The following is a 14695-nucleotide window of genomic DNA, read 5'->3' on the forward strand; positions in this document are numbered from 1 at the left end:
CGATGGTGATCCTTGAGCTGGTCGAGAAAGTCTCTTCCATCGCGGACGGAGATACGATCACGCTGCCCGTCGCCTTGCCGGACGACGCGGAACTGGCCGGCGCCTGGTGCGCCCGTACCGGCAACACACTCGTGGCCGCCGACGACACCAGCATCACCATCCGCCGCGGGCGCCCGCCCGATCCCATCGCCGCACTGCCCGAAGACCGCCGTCCCGGGGCACGCCTGTGGCTCTACACCAACTTCGACTGCAACCTCGCCTGCGACTACTGCTGCGCCCGATCCTCACCCCAGACAGCAAGGCGAGCCCTGGGCGTTGACAGGGTGGAAGAGATCGCGAAAGCAGCCCCAGCAGCCGGAGTCCTGGAGATCCTGCTCACCGGCGGTGAACCGTTCATCCTGCCCGACCTCGACGAGATCGTCGCCGCATGCACCGCCGCGCTGCCCACCACCCTCCTCACCAACGGCATGCTCTTCCGCGGACACCGGCTCCAGATACTCCAGGCGATGCCCCGCGACCGGCTCACCCTGCAGATCAGCCTCGACTCCGCCACCCCCGACCTGCACGACTCCCACCGAGGCAAAGGCACCTGGACCAAGGCCGTCGCCGGCGTCCGGACCGCCCTCGGCGAGGGCTTCACCGTGCGGGTGGCCGCCACCCTCACCACCGACGACCGGCACGAGGAGAGGGAACTGCGCTCCTTCCTTGACTCGCTCGGCATCGCCCGCGAGAACCAGGTGGTCCGCCCCCTCGCTCACCAGGGCGCCGCCGACGAGGGCCTGGAACTCACCGTCCAGACCCTGATCCCGGAAGTGACCATCACCGCCGACGGCGTCTACTGGCACCCCGTCGGAGCCGACAACGACGAACAGCTCGTCACCCGCGACATCTTCCCCCTCGATGCCGCCATCGAGCTCGTACAAGCAAGGTTCCGCACCTACCGACTGAAAGCCGAGACCGCAGCCCGCACCTTCCCCTGCGCATGAGCCCGTTGCCAGCCCGAGGCCAGCCCCGACCCGTCGAGGGGCCGCTCGGATGACACCTGATTGTTTACCAAACGGGTCGACTCGTAATATAAATACCGTGAACTCTTCTCCGCCCTCAAGGGGACGTCCCAGGGATCGGCGCGCACACGCGGCGATCATCAGCGCGACCGCAGAGCTGGTGGCAGAGGCCGGCTACGCCGCGACATCGATCGGGGCCGTGGCCGCGCGGGCCGGTGTTGGCAAGGACACGATCTACCGGCGATGGCCGGGCAAGCCGGAGCTGATCTTCGAAGCCGTCTTCACGACCACCGACCAAGCTCCGATACCGGACTCCGGAACGCTGACCGGGGACCTGACCGTACTGCTGCAGGGCCTCATCGCGGAGTTCCACGCGCCTGCCGCCGCAGCGGCGCTCCCGGGGCTGCTCGCCGACTTCGCCGCCGACCCCGTCCTGAAGGCGCGCATCCGGACCGACTTCCTGGCCCCGTCGAAGGAACGACTGCTGATCGTCTTCGAACGCGCCGTGCTCCGCGGCGAGATCGCGGCAGGCACACCGGTTGACCTGGTCCTGGACATGCTCGCCGGAGCCGTGTTCTTCCACCTCGGACTGGTCGGAGAACACCCGACTCCGCAGCTGGCCGGCCGGCTGGCTGCCGTTATAGCCAAAGGAATCGAGATCCGATGAACGGCTGGCTCCTCGCAGCGGGCATCACCGCGTTCGGCGTGTCCGCAGCGCACATCGTCGGCGGGCACCGGGAGATAGTGCGCCCGCTGCTGTCCAGCGGGCTGGTGGACGAGCCCAAACGCGTCTTGCACGCCGTGTGGCACATGGTGAGCGTCGACCTGGTGCTCTCCGGAGTCGCTTTGGTCTACCTCGCGCTGGCGGACGGCACGCCAGGGACCAGCCTGGTGGCATGGTTCGTGGCTGCGCACTTCATCGCGTACGCAGCAGCCTTCCTGATCATCACACTGTCGGTCGGCTGGCCGAAACCGCTACTCCGGCTGCCGCAGTGGATCCTGCTCCTGCCGGTCGCGCTACTGACAGCGGCGGGCGCCGCGTAGCCAGCTCGGGGAGAGTGGGTGAGCCGGCCATCGGGGAACGTCGCGATCCCGTCGTGGCCTTCGGCCTTGGCGTTGGCCACGTGCTTCTTGAGCCAGGCCATGGATCCGCGCCGGCCAGTCCCTCCCGGTGGTCCAGCGCCCGTCCGTGGCGATTCTCGATCCTCGGTGCTGCGCTTGTAGAGCCAGGCGCAGCACCGTGAGGTCAGAACTTGCCGCTGTTGTTCGCCTCGCCGGGAGACGGGAGGGGCTCGGCGACGTCCCAGCGCTCGACGATCAGGCCGTCCTCCAGCCGGATGTCATGCGCGCATGCGGGTCATGCCATGTCCCGCGGGGGTGTGACACCGGCTGTGGCGCCACCGCAACCCTCACGGGCCTCCCGGGACGGCGACCGTCACGGGTACTCGACGGTCCGGGTTGCCTTGTTGACGAACACGTACGCCTTCGGCGTCTGGTCCGCCGCGAAGCGCAGCCGGAGCCGGGTGACTCGTGTCCCCTCGATCGCGAAGCGTCCGGCCGCCGGCAGGCCGGTGAAGGACTTGCTTCCCGAGGAGAAGGCGGTGACCGCGCCGGCACCACGGGACGAGCCCAGCCCGAGGTTCCAACGGTGCGCCCGCCGAGGCGGTTCAATGTCCCGCAGAGGCTGGCATGAAGTAATGAATCAGTGCTTCAATTCTTTCATGCCCTACCGAAGACCCCCTGCCGTGCAGGCCCGCCTCGACGCCCGTCGCGACCAGGTGCTGGAGGCCGCCGTGCGCCTGCTCTCACGTGAGGGGTACGCCGGCTGCTCGGTGGCGGCGATCGCTGCCGAAGCGGGAATCTCCACGGGCAGCGTGTACCAGTCCTTCTCTGGCAAGTCCGAGCTGGCGGCCGCACTTTTCCGGGCCCTGGTGGCCCGCGAGGTGGAGGCGGTGGCCGCCGCGGCAGAGCGTCCCGGATCAGCGGCGCAGCGCGTGGCCGCCGCGGTGGAAACCTTCGCCACCCGGGCCCTGCAGGCGCCGCGCCGGGCCTTCGCGCTGCTCGCGGAGCCGGTGGACCCGGCTGTCGACTCCGAACGGCTCGTCTTCAGGCGGGCGTTCCGTGATGTGTTCGCCCAGCAGATCGCCGCGGGTGTGGCCACCGGCGAACTGCCCCCGCAGTCACCGGAGCTGACGGCGGCGGCGCTCGTCGGCGCGGTCGCCGAGGCGCTCGTCGGTCCGCTCGCCGACGGTGACGCGAGACCGGACGACGTGATTCCCGCACTGATCACCTTCACCCTGCGTTCCCTTGGAGGGCACGATGCCGCAGACGCATGAGGTCACCAACCAGGTCCCGCCACACCACGGTTACGACGCTGCTGCCGACCCGGCGTTGCTGGAGGCGACCGCCCGGGAGGGCGCCGGCTGGGCCGTGGCCGAGATGCATGAACTCGGGGTGATCGCCGGCTCGGAGCAGTCCGCCGAATGGGGCCGCGTGGTCAACGAGAATCCTCCGGTGCTGCGTACCCATGACCGCTACGGGCACCGCATCGACGAGGTGGAGTTCCACCCGTACTGGCACGAGCTCATGGATACGGCCGTCGGCCACGGCCTGCACGCCGCACCGTGGCGGGACGACCGGCTGGGCGCGCACGTGGCCAGGGCCGCGAAGTTCTACATCTGGGGGCAGGTCGAGGCGGGCCACATCTGCCCGGTGTCGATGACCTATGCGGCGGTCCCCGCGTTGCGCGCCGCACCGGATCTCGCGGGCTGGCTGGAGCCGCTGCTCACCTCCCGGGAGTACGACTTCGGGCTGCGCCAGCCCGACACCAAGCGCGGCCTGATCGCCGGCATGTCGATGACCGAGAAGCAGGGCGGCTCCGACGTACGGGCCAACACCACCACCGCGGTACCCGCCGGCGACGGCACGTACCGCCTCACCGGGCACAAGTGGTTCACCTCCGCCCCCATGTCGGACGTCTTCCTGACCCTGGCCCAGGCCCCCGGGGGGCTGTCGTGCTTCCTGCTGCCCCGGGTGCTCCCGGACGCCAGCCGCAACCGAATCCTGCTGCAGCGTCTCAAGGACAAGCTGGGCAACCGCTCCAACGCTTCCGCCGAGATCGAGTACGACGAAGCGTTCGGCTGGCTGGTCGGGGAGGAAGGAAGAGGGGTGGCGACCATCATCGAGATGGTCAACATGACCCGGCTCGACTGCGTCCTGGGCGCCGCCTCCGGGATGCGCCTCGGTCTCATCCGGGCCGTCCATCACGCCGCCCACCGACGCGCCTTCGGCAAGGCCCTCATCGACCAGCCCCTGATGCGCAACGTCCTGGCCGACCTCGCCCTGGAGTCCGAAGCGGCGACCGCGGTGGCTATGCGACTCGCGGGCGCCACCGACCGGGTCGCCGCGGGGAACACCGAAGAAGCCCACCTGCGCCGCCTGGGTCTGGCCGTGACCAAGTACTGGGTCTGCAAGCGCGGCCCCGCGCACGCCGCCGAAGCCCTCGAATGCCTGGGCGGAAACGGCTACATCGAGGAATCCGGCATGCCCCGCCTGTACCGGGAAGCTCCACTGGCATCCATCTGGGAAGGCTCCGGCAACGTCGCCGCCCTGGACTCGCTCCGGGCGATGACCCGGCAGCCGGAGACCGTCGAGTCCTTCTTCGCCGAAGTCGAGCAGGCCGCGGGCGCCGACCGGCACCTGGACGCGGCGGTCGCCGGCCTCCACAAGCACCTGGCCGACCCCGGCGAAGCCGAATACCGCGCCCGACAGCTCACCGAGACGATGGCGCTCGTCCTCCAAGGCTCACTCCTGCAACGCCACGCGCCCACCGCGGTCGCCGACGCCTTCTGTGTCTCCCGGCTCGGCGGCGAGCACGGCAACGCGTTCGGCACCCTGCCGCCCGGGGTGGACACCGCGGCCATCCTCGACCGCGCCCGGACGGTCGCCATCTGACGGAGGACGCCGACCAGGTCATCGCGATCCGGCAGGAGCCCCGCCTCCGCCCGTGCGGTTACCGCGCGCCGGGCAGCCCGTGACGACGCCGGGCTCACGGCGCTGCCGAGGGAGCGGGTCTCCATGCTGGACGGGGCGGCGGACGACGGCCGCGCCGCTTCCGGGCGACGCCGTCGTCGCACCGCGGTCAGGCAGCGTCGAAATCTGACACCGTGGCATATCTTCCCGTTGGGACGGTTATCTGTCGCTCCGTGAGCCACTCGAGGAATCCCATGGATGATGCAGGCGGCAAGCATGACGAACCGCACCGGGCAGAACCTCATGCTGCGGACGGCGGCGCCGCCCCGGGCCCGGGACCGCGCGATGAGGAGACGACGACGCCGTCTCGCTCGGGTGCGGCAAAAGGGAGCCCACTCCCTACGAGTGACGTCGCGTCGGTGGCAGGGAGCGAGAGGGGCGGCAGTCGGAGCCCGGCGAGTCCTTCTGCTTCTGCCGACGGGCCGGCCGACGACCGCACAGCGGCGACGGCAACGGCACGCCTTCGTGCGGCCGCGGGCGCCGTGGGAGCCCGGCTGGGCTCGGTGTTGCGGGTCAGGCCGGCGGCCGGTCCCTCCCGCCCGGAGTTCTGGCGCAGTCCTCTGCGGGGGCCGTGGCTGACATCGGTTCTCGGCGCGGTGCTGCTGGTCGGCGTCACCGTGCTGTTCGCGACGGGGCTGCTGTCCTATGCCGCCTATAACCCGGATCTGGCGCCAGGCAATGACCAGACACCCGACAAAGGGTGGCTGGGCTTCTACCTGTTCTCCTGGCCGACGAGCCCGTACTGGCTGTACCGCCTCACCCAGGGCGTCCATGTCACCCTCGGCATCGTGCTGATCCCGGTGCTGCTGGCGAAGCTGTGGTCGGTGATCCCCCGGCTGTTCGCCTGGCCGCCGGTGAAGTCGGTCAGTCACGGGCTGGAGCGGCTGTCTTTGCTGCTGCTGGTCGGCGGGGTCTTGTTCGTGTTCGCCACCGGGGTGCTCAACGTCCAGCTGGACTACATCTTCCCCGGCTCGTTCTACGTCCTTCACCTCTACGGGTCCTGGGTGTTCATCGGCGCCTTCGTCGTGCACATCGCCTTCCGTATCCCCCTGATGATGCGGACGCTGCGCAGCCGCAGCCTGTGGGCGGAACTGCGCACGCCGGTCAGCCGCACGCAGCCAGAACCGGCTGACGAGACAGGCCTGGTGGCCCCGAGTCCGGCCCCGCCATCCATGTCGCGACGAGGCGCTCTGGGCATGGTGGGCGCGGGCTCACTGCTGCTGCTCGGGGTGACGGCCGGGCAGAGCATCGGCGGGTCCCTGAGGGCCACCGCGCTGCTCGCTCCACACGGACAGGACCCGGGGCCGGGCCCCAACGGCTTCCAGATCAACAAGACCGCCGCCGGCGTCGGCATCCAGGCCCGTGACATCGGCCCGGCCTGGAGGCTGGTCGTACGCGGCGGCGGCCTGGAGTCGGTTCTCAGCCGGGAGCAGCTCCTGGCGCTGCCCCAGCACGGTGCCGCGCTGCCGATCGCCTGCGTGGAGGGGTGGTCCACTTCCGACCAGGAGTGGAGCGGGGTACGGCTGGCCGATCTCGCCGCACTGGTCGGGTTCGGGGACCGGACGCCGGGAGTGTTCGTCGAATCCGCCCAACGAAGCGGATCCTTCCGCTCGGCGGCGCTGCACGACAACCAGGTCCGCGACCCGCGCTCCCTGCTGGCACTACGCGTCAACGGAGCCGACCTTTCGCCGGATCACGGGTATCCGGCTCGGGTCATCGTCCCGGCCAACCCAGGGGTGCACAACACCAAGTGGGTCACCCGTCTCACTTTCGGAGAGAGCGCATGAAGGGCCTCACCTCACGCTACGGGGCCTCACCCCTGCACCTGCTGCTGGTGCTGTGCTCCTTCGCCCTCACCGTGTATGCGGGGATCCGGCTGCTGCACGGGGACACGGTCGGTGTCGTCGTCTGGTTCGTCGGAGCCGCCCTCCTGCACGACCTGGTCCTGCTGCCGCTCTACACGATCACCGACCGCGGCGCGCAGGCGATCCTGCCCCGCCGCGGGCATGTCGCCCAGTCCGGTAGCCCCGGGACGGCGAGGGGATGGATCAACTACGTCCGGGTACCGGCCTTCCTCTCCGGCGTCCTGCTGCTGACCTGGTTTCCCCTGATCCTTAGGCAGGTGGACGGCTACGAGTCGTCTTCCGGCCTGCCAGAAGACGTGTTCCTGGGACGCTGGCTACTGATCACCGCACTTCTGTTCGGCCTCTCGGCCCTCTGGCTGCTGGTCAGCATGTGGTCCTCCCGCCTCATCCGGCCGGCTCCCCGCCGGACCCGGCCAGGAGACCCGCAGAGTGACCGCCATTGATGACTGACCGCCGCAGCGGTCGATCCTCTCCTGCCCCCATACATCCAGCCGCGCTGATCGGCTCGAAGCCGGGCAGAACGACCCCACGCATCGGCCTGAGGATCACCGTCGGGATCGGCGGTGAGAGGGCCCGCCCTGGGGTCGCATCACCGCGAAGCGCCGCTGTCAGGGAGCGCGGCGCAGTGCGACGAAACTGCGGTGTGGGGTCCTCCACCGCTCGCTGGACACCCAGCCCGTTTCCCGAGCCACGCGCAAGAGTGCCGGGACGCCGAGTCTGGCCCAGGGAAACGCCGTGCCGAAGCTGGACCGTCCGTCGCTCATACGTACCAGCATCCGATCGTCGACATCCCCGGGCGCCGTCTCCACGAGCAGCAGCCCCCCGGCCGCCGTGATCTGTGAGATGCGCCCCAGCAGGGCGCGTGGGTCCCCGCCGATTCCGATGTTCCCGTCGATCAGCAACGCCGTGTGCCAACGGCCCTCATCCGGCAACGGATCGAACACGGAGCGGCACAGCGCTCTGCCACCCAGAGGAGCGGAGCGGGCCGTTCGGGCCACAGCCTCGGGACTTACGTCGATGCCGAGCGCCGGGTGCCCGAGGCCGGGGAGGGCTGCGACCAGCCGCCCCGGGCCGCAGCCGATGTCGAGGACCGTTCCCGCGCACCGGTGGAGGACCGTCAGGTCGGCGAGATCGGCGCGGGCGCACCACCGCTCAACCTCCAGCGGCAGGAGCCGGCCACCGGCCCCACGCAGGAACAGCGGACCGCGGCCGGCGCGGATCGCGTCGTGGTAGAGGCCGGCTTGCCACGGCCGGAGCCTGTGGGTCCGCATCGTAAAGGTGCCACTCATCGGGATTCAGCCCCCGCCGGTCATGTCGTCATATGGTCGGCTTAGCACCACCCCACGTAAACGCTCGCACGCCATAGCTGTCCATCCGGCACGCCGCCGGATCACCTGTCCGGCCCCAGCTGCCGGACCGGGCACGTGCCCGCGATGTGCCAGATCATCTCCACCAGGTGCGGCCAGACGGGCGGCGGATTGCGCGGTCAGTGCAACAGGGGGTGCCGGGAGGGTAGAGGGATGGAGATGCTGATCCAATCGCCCGACGACGAAGGGTTTTGCCATGCTGGAGCGTGCCCGCCGTAAGAAGCAGACCGCGATCACATTCGTCATCCCCGCGGACCGCCCCTTGGGCCACGTCAGTGTCGTAGGCGATTTCAACGACTGGCAGCCCGCAGACAACCTCTTCGTCGCGCGAGCGGACGGCACCCGCGCGGTCACGATCGCCCTGCCCAATGAGCAGCGGTACGCGTTCCGCTACCTCGCCCACGGCGGCTATTGGTTCGACGACGAGAGCGCCGATGGCCACGACGGTCGCAACAGCATCGTCCACACCTGAGCGCCGGACTCGTCACGGCTGACAAGGCGATGACGAGGAGCGGGGCGCCACCCCGCGGTCAGGATCGGACGGTCCCCAGGGTCCGCCAGGGAGCATTGCCCCGATCACCCTGAACAGCAGAGACCCTGACGGCCTGTCGGCCGTCAGGGTCTTCTCACGCCGTCGCATCCCGAGTGGCGGCGTGGATGTGCTCGTCTTCAATGTCCCGCAACACTGGATGCGGAGGGGAGACTCCCGCTCTCCCTGCTCCAGACCGACGGGGAAGATGAGGCTGGAGCTGTTCTGGCGGATCCACCGCTGCGAGCGCAAGCGCCGCCATCGACCCCGGACTCCTCACCCCGACGCCGTCAGGACAACATCTGACCGTGTGAGGTGGGACGCCCCGCTATGGCTTGCTGACGCTCCTGGTCACGGAGGCGGTGGCGCCTTCGTTGTCGGTGACGGTGAGTGTGATGGTGTAGGGGCCGTGGTCGACGTAGGAGTGGTAGGCGCTGGAATTGGTGGTGCTGGTGCTGGTGGCGCCGTCACCGAAGGTCCACGACCACTTGGTGATCGTCCCGTCGGAGTCGGCGGAACCACTGCCGTAGAGGAAGCAGTTCATCTGCGGAATCGTGGTGTAGGTGATGCAGCCGTCCGTGAAGCTCGCGGTCGGAGCCTTGTTGGGGCCGACGCGGAAGCTCTTGCCGGCCGTGCCGGTGTCCCCGCTGTTGTCGGTGACAGTGAGCGTGACGCTGTAGACGGCTCCCTTGCTATAGGTGTGCGAGATGGTCTTCCCCGTGCCGGTGGTGCCGTCGCCGAAGTCCCACGACCACCTGGTGATCGTTCCGTTGGAGTCGGAGGACGCCGAGCCGTCGAAGCTGCAGGCGAAGGTGGTGTTGTTGCAGCTGTTGGTGAAGCTGGCGGTGGGCGGGGGCGGCCCGCCCGGGGCTGCCCAGCCTTGGCTGTAGAGCAGACGGTTGGGTGAGCCGGCGCCGGGGTTGGTGACTGCTCCGGCGGTGGCGGCGTTGACCATGGCCGAGGTCACCTGGGCCGGGGAGGCGCTCGGGTTGGCCTGCAGGTACAGGGCGATGGCGCCGGCCACGTGGGGGGAGGCCATGGAGGTGCCGCTCAGCTTCTGGGAGGCGGGGGCGGTGAACCACGTGTCCGACTCGATGTTGACCCCGGGCGCGAAGATGTCCGTACAGGTACCGAAGTTGGAGAACGAGGCACGGGCGTCGGTGATGTCGGTGGCACCGACCGTGTTGGCACCGGCCACCCGGGCCGGGGAGACGGTGCAGGCGTCGACATTGGAGTTGCCGGCTGCGATCGCGTAGCTGACCCCGGAGTTGATGGACTTGGCCACCGCGGCGTCCAGGGTGGCGTTGGCCTCACCGCCCAGGCTCATGTTGGCCACGGCCGGCTTGATGGCGTTGGCGGTGACCCAGTCCACGCCGGCTATCACCCAGGACCAGTCCGCGCCACCGTCACAGTTCAGGACGCGTACGGCGTGCAGGGTGACCGCTTTGGCCATACCCCAGGTGGAACCGCCGACGGTACCGGCCACGTGCGTGCCGTGGCCGTTGCAGTCCAATCCGTTCTGGCCGCTGCCGGGCACGGTATCCACGCCGACGGACCAGCGGCCGTCGAACTGTCCGTGATTGTTGCGCATGCCCGTGTCGAGGATGTACGCGTGCACGCCGGCACCGGTCTGGGTGTAGGTGTAGGCGTTGTTCAGCGGCAGGGCCCGCTGGTCCGTGCGGTCCAGGCCCCAGTCGGCCGGACTCTGGCTTCCCGCGATGTGGGCGCGGCCGTCGGCCTCGACACGGGCGACCGCGGGGTCGGCGGCCAGCCGCTTCGCGGCGGCCTCGCCCAGCTTCACCGAGAAGCCGTTCAGGGCCGTGGTGTACACGTGCCCGACCTCGCCGCCGTACCGCTTGGCGAGGTCGCCTGTGGCGCCCGGGACGCCACGGGACCTCAGGGTCGCGGTGTCCTTGAGCGTGACGATGTAGCTGCCGGCGATCGCTCCCGGGCGATCCGCACCGAGGATTTCCGCAGTGGGCGAACTACTTGCGGGCGCGCTGAACGCGACGGCGGCGGGCAACGCCAGAGTGCCGGACATGGCCAGGACGACGGCGGATATGAGGGTTCGTGGGGACACTGTTCCTCCCGGTGGGGGTCGGGGTGGAGGGTTCGACCCGAGAGGACCATGTCGTTTGCACGGTGCCCACAGCAATACGTAGGGATACGCAGGAGATAGCGGCTGCCTACCTACTGCTGACGGGATGTCATCGTCGCGGCGATCGCCTGGCGTGAGCTGACGTCCAGTTTGTGCATGATGCCGGCCATGTGCTGCTCGACAGTTCGGGGCGACAGGTAGAGGGCGGCGGCGATCTCCCGGTTGGTCATACCGGCTGCGGCGAGTTCGGCAACCTGCTGTTCGCGGGGCGAGAGTTGCCGACCGTACCCGCGGGGACCTCTGCGGTGCGGCACGGCGACGCCGTGCTTGCGCAGGGTCAGCCGGCAGCGCGCGGCGTCCCAGCCGGCGCCCAGCGCGTCGAACTCGGTGAGGGCCTGTTTCAGCGCGTCCAGCCCGTCACGCCCGGCGGTGAACCTGCACGCGCCCCTCGCTTCCACGGCCCGCGCCGCCTCGTACGGCCGGGGCAGGGCGCGGTAGAGCGCCTCCGCCTCGGCGTAGCGCTGCTCGGCCTCGCCATAGCGCCGGCGCGCCTGGGCGAGCACGGCGCGGCACACCGCGAGTGCGCTCAACGCGGCGGGGCTGTCGCGGTCGGCGATGCCCGCGGCGTACTCCGCCACAACCTCCTCCGCGGCGCCGAGCCGACCGTCGCGGACCATGGCCTCGACGACGACCGGCGCCACGTCCACGGCCCAGACCCAGACGCCCTTGCGCCGGATCGCGTCGAGCAGTCGGTACGCCTCGGCGGTGTCCTCGGCCGTACCGCCCGCGCGCACCAGCGCCGCCCGCGCGGCCGCGAGCACGGGTACCCAACCGTTGGGGTTGGCCTGCACCGCTGCTCGCAGTGCCCGTACGGCCTCGGGCACGTCGCCGGCGGCCAAGGCGAGCAGGCCGGCGACCAACTGCGCCTCGGCCGCGGGTGCGGCCTGGTCGGCGAGGCGGGCCGAGGCGGACAGGGCCCGGTCGCGCAGCCCGGTCCACCGACCGACCGCCCAGTCCAGCATCAGCCGGCCGGACTCGGCCATGCCGGTCAGGTAGGGGGCGTCGGCTTCGGCGAGGAGTTCCTGCCCGCGGTGCAGGAACTCCTCGGCGGCGCGGTGGTGGCCGAGGCTGTTTGTGGACTGCGCCAGGTTGACGCAGGCACGGGCCAGGTGCAGCCGTTGCGCCGGAGTTGCTTCCGCGGTCGGCAGGGTCTCGACCACCTGCCAGGCCTCGGAGTCGCCCGAGGACATCAGCGCGCAGGCACGGTTGACCAGCACCGCGGTGACGATGACCGGGTCACGCACCCGGTGTGCGGCCGCCGTGGCCTGCCGCAGCCACTCCAGGTGCTCGCCCAGGCTGGCGCCGTCGATCGCGACGGGCACGGCGAGTGAGGCCAACGCGCGGGCCACCAGGGCGGGCCGGTGCCGCAGTTCGGTGACCGCGCAGGCGATCTCGTCGATCGCGGTGTGGCCGGCGCCGCCCTGGTTGCGCAGCAGCAACCCGAGGTTGAGCCGCAGCTCGCCGTGTACCTCGGCGGGCATCGGCTCGGCGAGGGCGCGGCGTAGCACGGCGACGGTCTTGACGTGGTCCACACCGGCCCACGCCGCACGGCTCAGCTTTACCGCCATCCGAACCCGATCGTCCGAGGGCAGGCCAGGATCGGACAGCACGGCCAGCAGCAGGGGGGCGGCGGCCGATTCGTTGCGCGCGGCCATGGCCTGATCGGCGGCCGCCTCGGCGTAGTGCCGCCACTGGGCCGCGTCGCCTGCCCACCGGGCGTGGTGGGCGAGCTGCGGCAGTGACGGCGGTCCCGGTGCGGCCCGCAGCGCGTGTACCGCACGGGTGTGCATTTCGCGTCGGCGCAGGGTCGGCAACGACTCGTAGACGGCCTGGGCTACCAGCGGGTGGCGCACGGTGTAGCGGCCCTCGCCGTGTTCGCACAGCAGGGTCCTCGCCAATGCCACCGACAGTCCGTTCGTCGCCCGCCGCCGGGAGAGCCCGGCCACCGCGGCGAGCGACTCCCCGGTCGCCGGCCGGCCGAGTACGGCGGCGGCCTGTACGACCAGCTGCCCGTCCGGCGCCAGGCGCGCCGGGCGGTCGAGCAGCCAACGGCGCAGCGCGGGCGGCAGGTCCAACTCCGTCAAAGACCGGCTCGACCACCCGGGACCGTCACCAATCGCCGCCCGCTCGTCCCGCATCGCCCGCGTGATCACCTCGACCGCGAACGGCAGTCCCCTGGTCCGCTCGTGCAAGGCTTCGACGAACCCGGCCGGCATCGCCTCATCGGTGACGAGCAGGCCGGCCAGCTCCCCCACCCCGGCCACATCCAACGGTGCCAGGCGCAATTCGGTGAGACTGCCGCGGGCGGACAACTCGGTGAAGAGACGCCCCAGCGGTGATGCGTCCGCCAGCTCCTCCCGCCGCACTGTCAGCACGATGCTCAGTTGGTGTGGCATGTGACGCATCACGTACTGCAGAACATCCTGGGTATGCGTGTCACTCAGGTGGACATCCTCCAGGACGAGCAGCGTCGGACCCGATGCGCACAACAGCTCCCGGACTGCCCGCGCCAGCCGGTGTCTCTCCGCTCCTCGGTCGCCCAGCGGCGGCAAAGCCGAGGGCAGGTGCTCCGCGAGCTCCGGAAGCAGCGGCACCAGAGCCCCGACCACCGGGTTCAACGGCAGCGTCCACGACGGCACACCGCGTAGACACCGCAGCGCCTCCACGACCGGGGCGAGCGGGAACGGTTCGTGAGACTGGTAGCACTGGCCGAACAGAATGCGCCGGCCAGTGCCGGCCCTGTCATCGAGGAGCTCGGCGACCAGCCGGGTCTTGCCGACGCCGGCCTCGCCCTCGACCACGAGCAGGGCCCGAGGGCTGAACGCGCCCGCCATGAGCAGACGCCGTTCGGCATCCCGGCCAACCAGTGTGGACCACGCGGCCGGCCTGGTCCAATGCGGCGGCCGGGTCGGTTCGCGTTCGCGGCATTGCTCTGGCGTCACGCCCACGTTGCCCCTCGGCACGTCCTGAGCCGAATGCGATACCCCGGACCGCCATCTGGGCACGTCGAGATCGGCGTAATGAACGGCGAGAGGGTCGGCACCCAGCGTGATCGGCTTGCCGACGTAGTCGGGCGATACCGCGCCCGGTCCCTCAAGCCGCGGTCTCTCTTCCGAGGTGCGCCCCCTCGCGGCAGGCAGCGGACGCGATATTCAACTCCGCTCCGGACGAGCCGTATCTGTGGCCGGTACTCGACGTGCCACAGCATGCCGCCACCCTCGCACAAAAGGTAGATATCGCGTCCATCTTTCAGGGGGACCCCCGAAGCCGCTGACGCCCTCCCGGAAGAGGGTGGGAGGGCGTCGGGTGTGAGCGGGGCGGGTTATGGAACGCGGATGCAGCCGCCGTTGATGGCCTGGTGGAGCATTGCCTTGCGGGTGTTGGGTCCGTATTCGCCGTCCGCCGCGGTTCCGGCCTTTTGCTGGGTACGGATGAGAGCGTCGCGGGTCCTTCCGCCGAAGTCGCCGTCTTCGACGAGGTTCTCGCCGTAGCAAAGGTTCATGGAGTGCTGGAGTTTCTGGACGGCCGGGCTGTTGGTGCCGCGCACCATGTTGCAGTTCACGGTGTTGCCGGCCTTGTACATCGGGACCCAGGCCCCGGCGTACGAGGCGACCCAGTCGCAGGTGGGGGTGGCGGCGGCAGCCGAATTGAGGGGAGCGATGCCCAGTAGGCCTCCCGCGATGAGCGTGGCTGCCAGCGCGGCGAAGTTCTTGCGCATGAGGTCTCCTTGGGACGGGGTC

The 14695-nt window shown here is 70.1% G+C and carries 12 protein-coding genes; 8 read left to right on the plus strand and 4 right to left on the minus strand.

What is annotated here, in order from left to right:
* Positions 1–2: 2 nt before the first annotated feature.
* The 7 genes from DRB96_RS16415 to DRB96_RS16445 all read left to right on the plus strand — a co-directional run bounded on the left by DRB96_RS16415 (position 3) and on the right by DRB96_RS16445 (position 7344).
* Positions 3–986 carry a radical SAM protein gene (locus tag DRB96_RS16415; RefSeq protein ID WP_112453474.1) on the plus strand — a complete coding sequence of 328 codons (984 nt, stop codon included), beginning with the start codon at positions 3–5 and terminating at the stop codon, positions 984–986.
* 49 nt (positions 987–1035) lie between these two features.
* On the plus strand, positions 1036–1671 hold the full coding sequence (locus tag DRB96_RS16420; RefSeq protein ID WP_275431896.1) for a TetR/AcrR family transcriptional regulator: 636 nt from the start codon (positions 1036–1038) through the stop codon (positions 1669–1671).
* Positions 1668–2048 (plus strand): hypothetical protein, encoded by a 381-nt coding sequence (locus DRB96_RS16425; RefSeq protein ID WP_112449141.1) that lies wholly within the window; start codon positions 1668–1670, stop codon positions 2046–2048. Before DRB96_RS16420 ends, DRB96_RS16425 begins: the two co-directional genes overlap by 4 nt.
* A gap of 677 nt (positions 2049–2725) precedes the next feature.
* Positions 2726–3340: a TetR/AcrR family transcriptional regulator gene (locus DRB96_RS16430; protein WP_112449142.1), complete on the plus strand. Its 615-nt coding sequence runs from the start codon at positions 2726–2728 to the stop codon at positions 3338–3340.
* On the plus strand, positions 3324–4958 hold the full coding sequence (locus DRB96_RS16435; RefSeq protein ID WP_112449143.1) for an isovaleryl-CoA dehydrogenase: 1635 nt from the start codon (positions 3324–3326) through the stop codon (positions 4956–4958). Before DRB96_RS16430 ends, DRB96_RS16435 begins: the two co-directional genes overlap by 17 nt.
* Before the next feature lie 584 nt (positions 4959–5542).
* Complete coding sequence (locus tag DRB96_RS16440; RefSeq protein ID WP_204358041.1) at positions 5543–6823, plus strand: molybdopterin-dependent oxidoreductase; 1281 nt, start codon at positions 5543–5545, stop codon at positions 6821–6823.
* Positions 6820–7344 carry a hypothetical protein gene (locus DRB96_RS16445; RefSeq protein ID WP_112449145.1) on the plus strand — a complete coding sequence of 175 codons (525 nt, stop codon included), beginning with the start codon at positions 6820–6822 and terminating at the stop codon, positions 7342–7344. The genes DRB96_RS16440 and DRB96_RS16445 overlap by 4 nt, the downstream gene beginning before the upstream one ends.
* A gap of 165 nt (positions 7345–7509) precedes the next feature.
* Here the strand turns inward: DRB96_RS16445 and DRB96_RS16450 are convergent, their stop codons facing one another.
* Entirely contained in the window at positions 7510–8172 is a 663-nt protein-coding gene (locus DRB96_RS16450) for a methyltransferase domain-containing protein (RefSeq protein ID WP_239516832.1), read from the minus strand.
* A 292-nt stretch (positions 8173–8464) separates the two neighbouring features.
* Between DRB96_RS16450 and DRB96_RS16455 the strand changes: the two genes are divergently transcribed.
* Complete coding sequence (locus DRB96_RS16455; protein WP_112449147.1) at positions 8465–8740, plus strand: isoamylase early set domain-containing protein; 276 nt, start codon at positions 8465–8467, stop codon at positions 8738–8740.
* A 385-nt stretch (positions 8741–9125) separates the two neighbouring features.
* Here the strand turns inward: DRB96_RS16455 and DRB96_RS16460 are convergent, their stop codons facing one another.
* From DRB96_RS16460 to DRB96_RS16470, 3 genes are all read right to left on the minus strand, one after another.
* The gene (locus tag DRB96_RS16460) at positions 9126–10877 is read right to left on the minus strand and encodes a S8 family serine peptidase (protein ID WP_162688687.1); all 1752 of its coding nucleotides are present in this window, start codon (positions 10875–10877) and stop codon (positions 9126–9128) included.
* Between the two features lie 110 nt (positions 10878–10987).
* Entirely contained in the window at positions 10988–13960 is a 2973-nt protein-coding gene (locus tag DRB96_RS16465; RefSeq protein ID WP_343234523.1) for an AAA family ATPase, read from the minus strand.
* 317 nt (positions 13961–14277) lie between these two features.
* On the minus strand, positions 14278–14673 hold the full coding sequence (locus DRB96_RS16470; protein WP_112449150.1) for a peptidoglycan-binding domain-containing protein: 396 nt from the start codon (positions 14671–14673) through the stop codon (positions 14278–14280).
* Positions 14674–14695: the final 22 nt, after the last annotated feature.

The sequence above is a fragment of the Streptomyces sp. ICC1 genome, assembly GCF_003287935.1.
Taxonomy (GTDB): Bacteria; Actinomycetota; Actinomycetes; order Streptomycetales; family Streptomycetaceae; genus Streptomyces; species Streptomyces tritrimontium.

Bases quoted from the DNA above. Each gene is read 5' to 3' on its own strand.
- DRB96_RS16415 (WP_112453474.1), top strand. From the start codon at position 3: ATGGTGATCCTTGAGCTGGTCGAGAAAGTCTCTTCCATCGCGGACGGA.
- DRB96_RS16420 (WP_275431896.1), top strand. From the start codon at position 1,036: ATGACACCTGATTGTTTACCAAACGGGTCGACTCGTAATATAAATACC.
- DRB96_RS16425 (WP_112449141.1), top strand. From the start codon at position 1,668: ATGAACGGCTGGCTCCTCGCAGCGGGCATCACCGCGTTCGGCGTGTCC.
- DRB96_RS16430 (WP_112449142.1), top strand. From the start codon at position 2,726: ATGCCCTACCGAAGACCCCCTGCCGTGCAGGCCCGCCTCGACGCCCGT.
- DRB96_RS16435 (WP_112449143.1), top strand. From the start codon at position 3,324: ATGCCGCAGACGCATGAGGTCACCAACCAGGTCCCGCCACACCACGGT.
- DRB96_RS16445 (WP_112449145.1), top strand. From the start codon at position 6,820: ATGAAGGGCCTCACCTCACGCTACGGGGCCTCACCCCTGCACCTGCTG.
- DRB96_RS16450 (WP_239516832.1), bottom strand. From the start codon at position 8,172: ATGCGGACCCACAGGCTCCGGCCGTGGCAAGCCGGCCTCTACCACGAC.
- DRB96_RS16455 (WP_112449147.1), top strand. From the start codon at position 8,465: ATGCTGGAGCGTGCCCGCCGTAAGAAGCAGACCGCGATCACATTCGTC.
- DRB96_RS16470 (WP_112449150.1), bottom strand. From the start codon at position 14,673: ATGCGCAAGAACTTCGCCGCGCTGGCAGCCACGCTCATCGCGGGAGGC.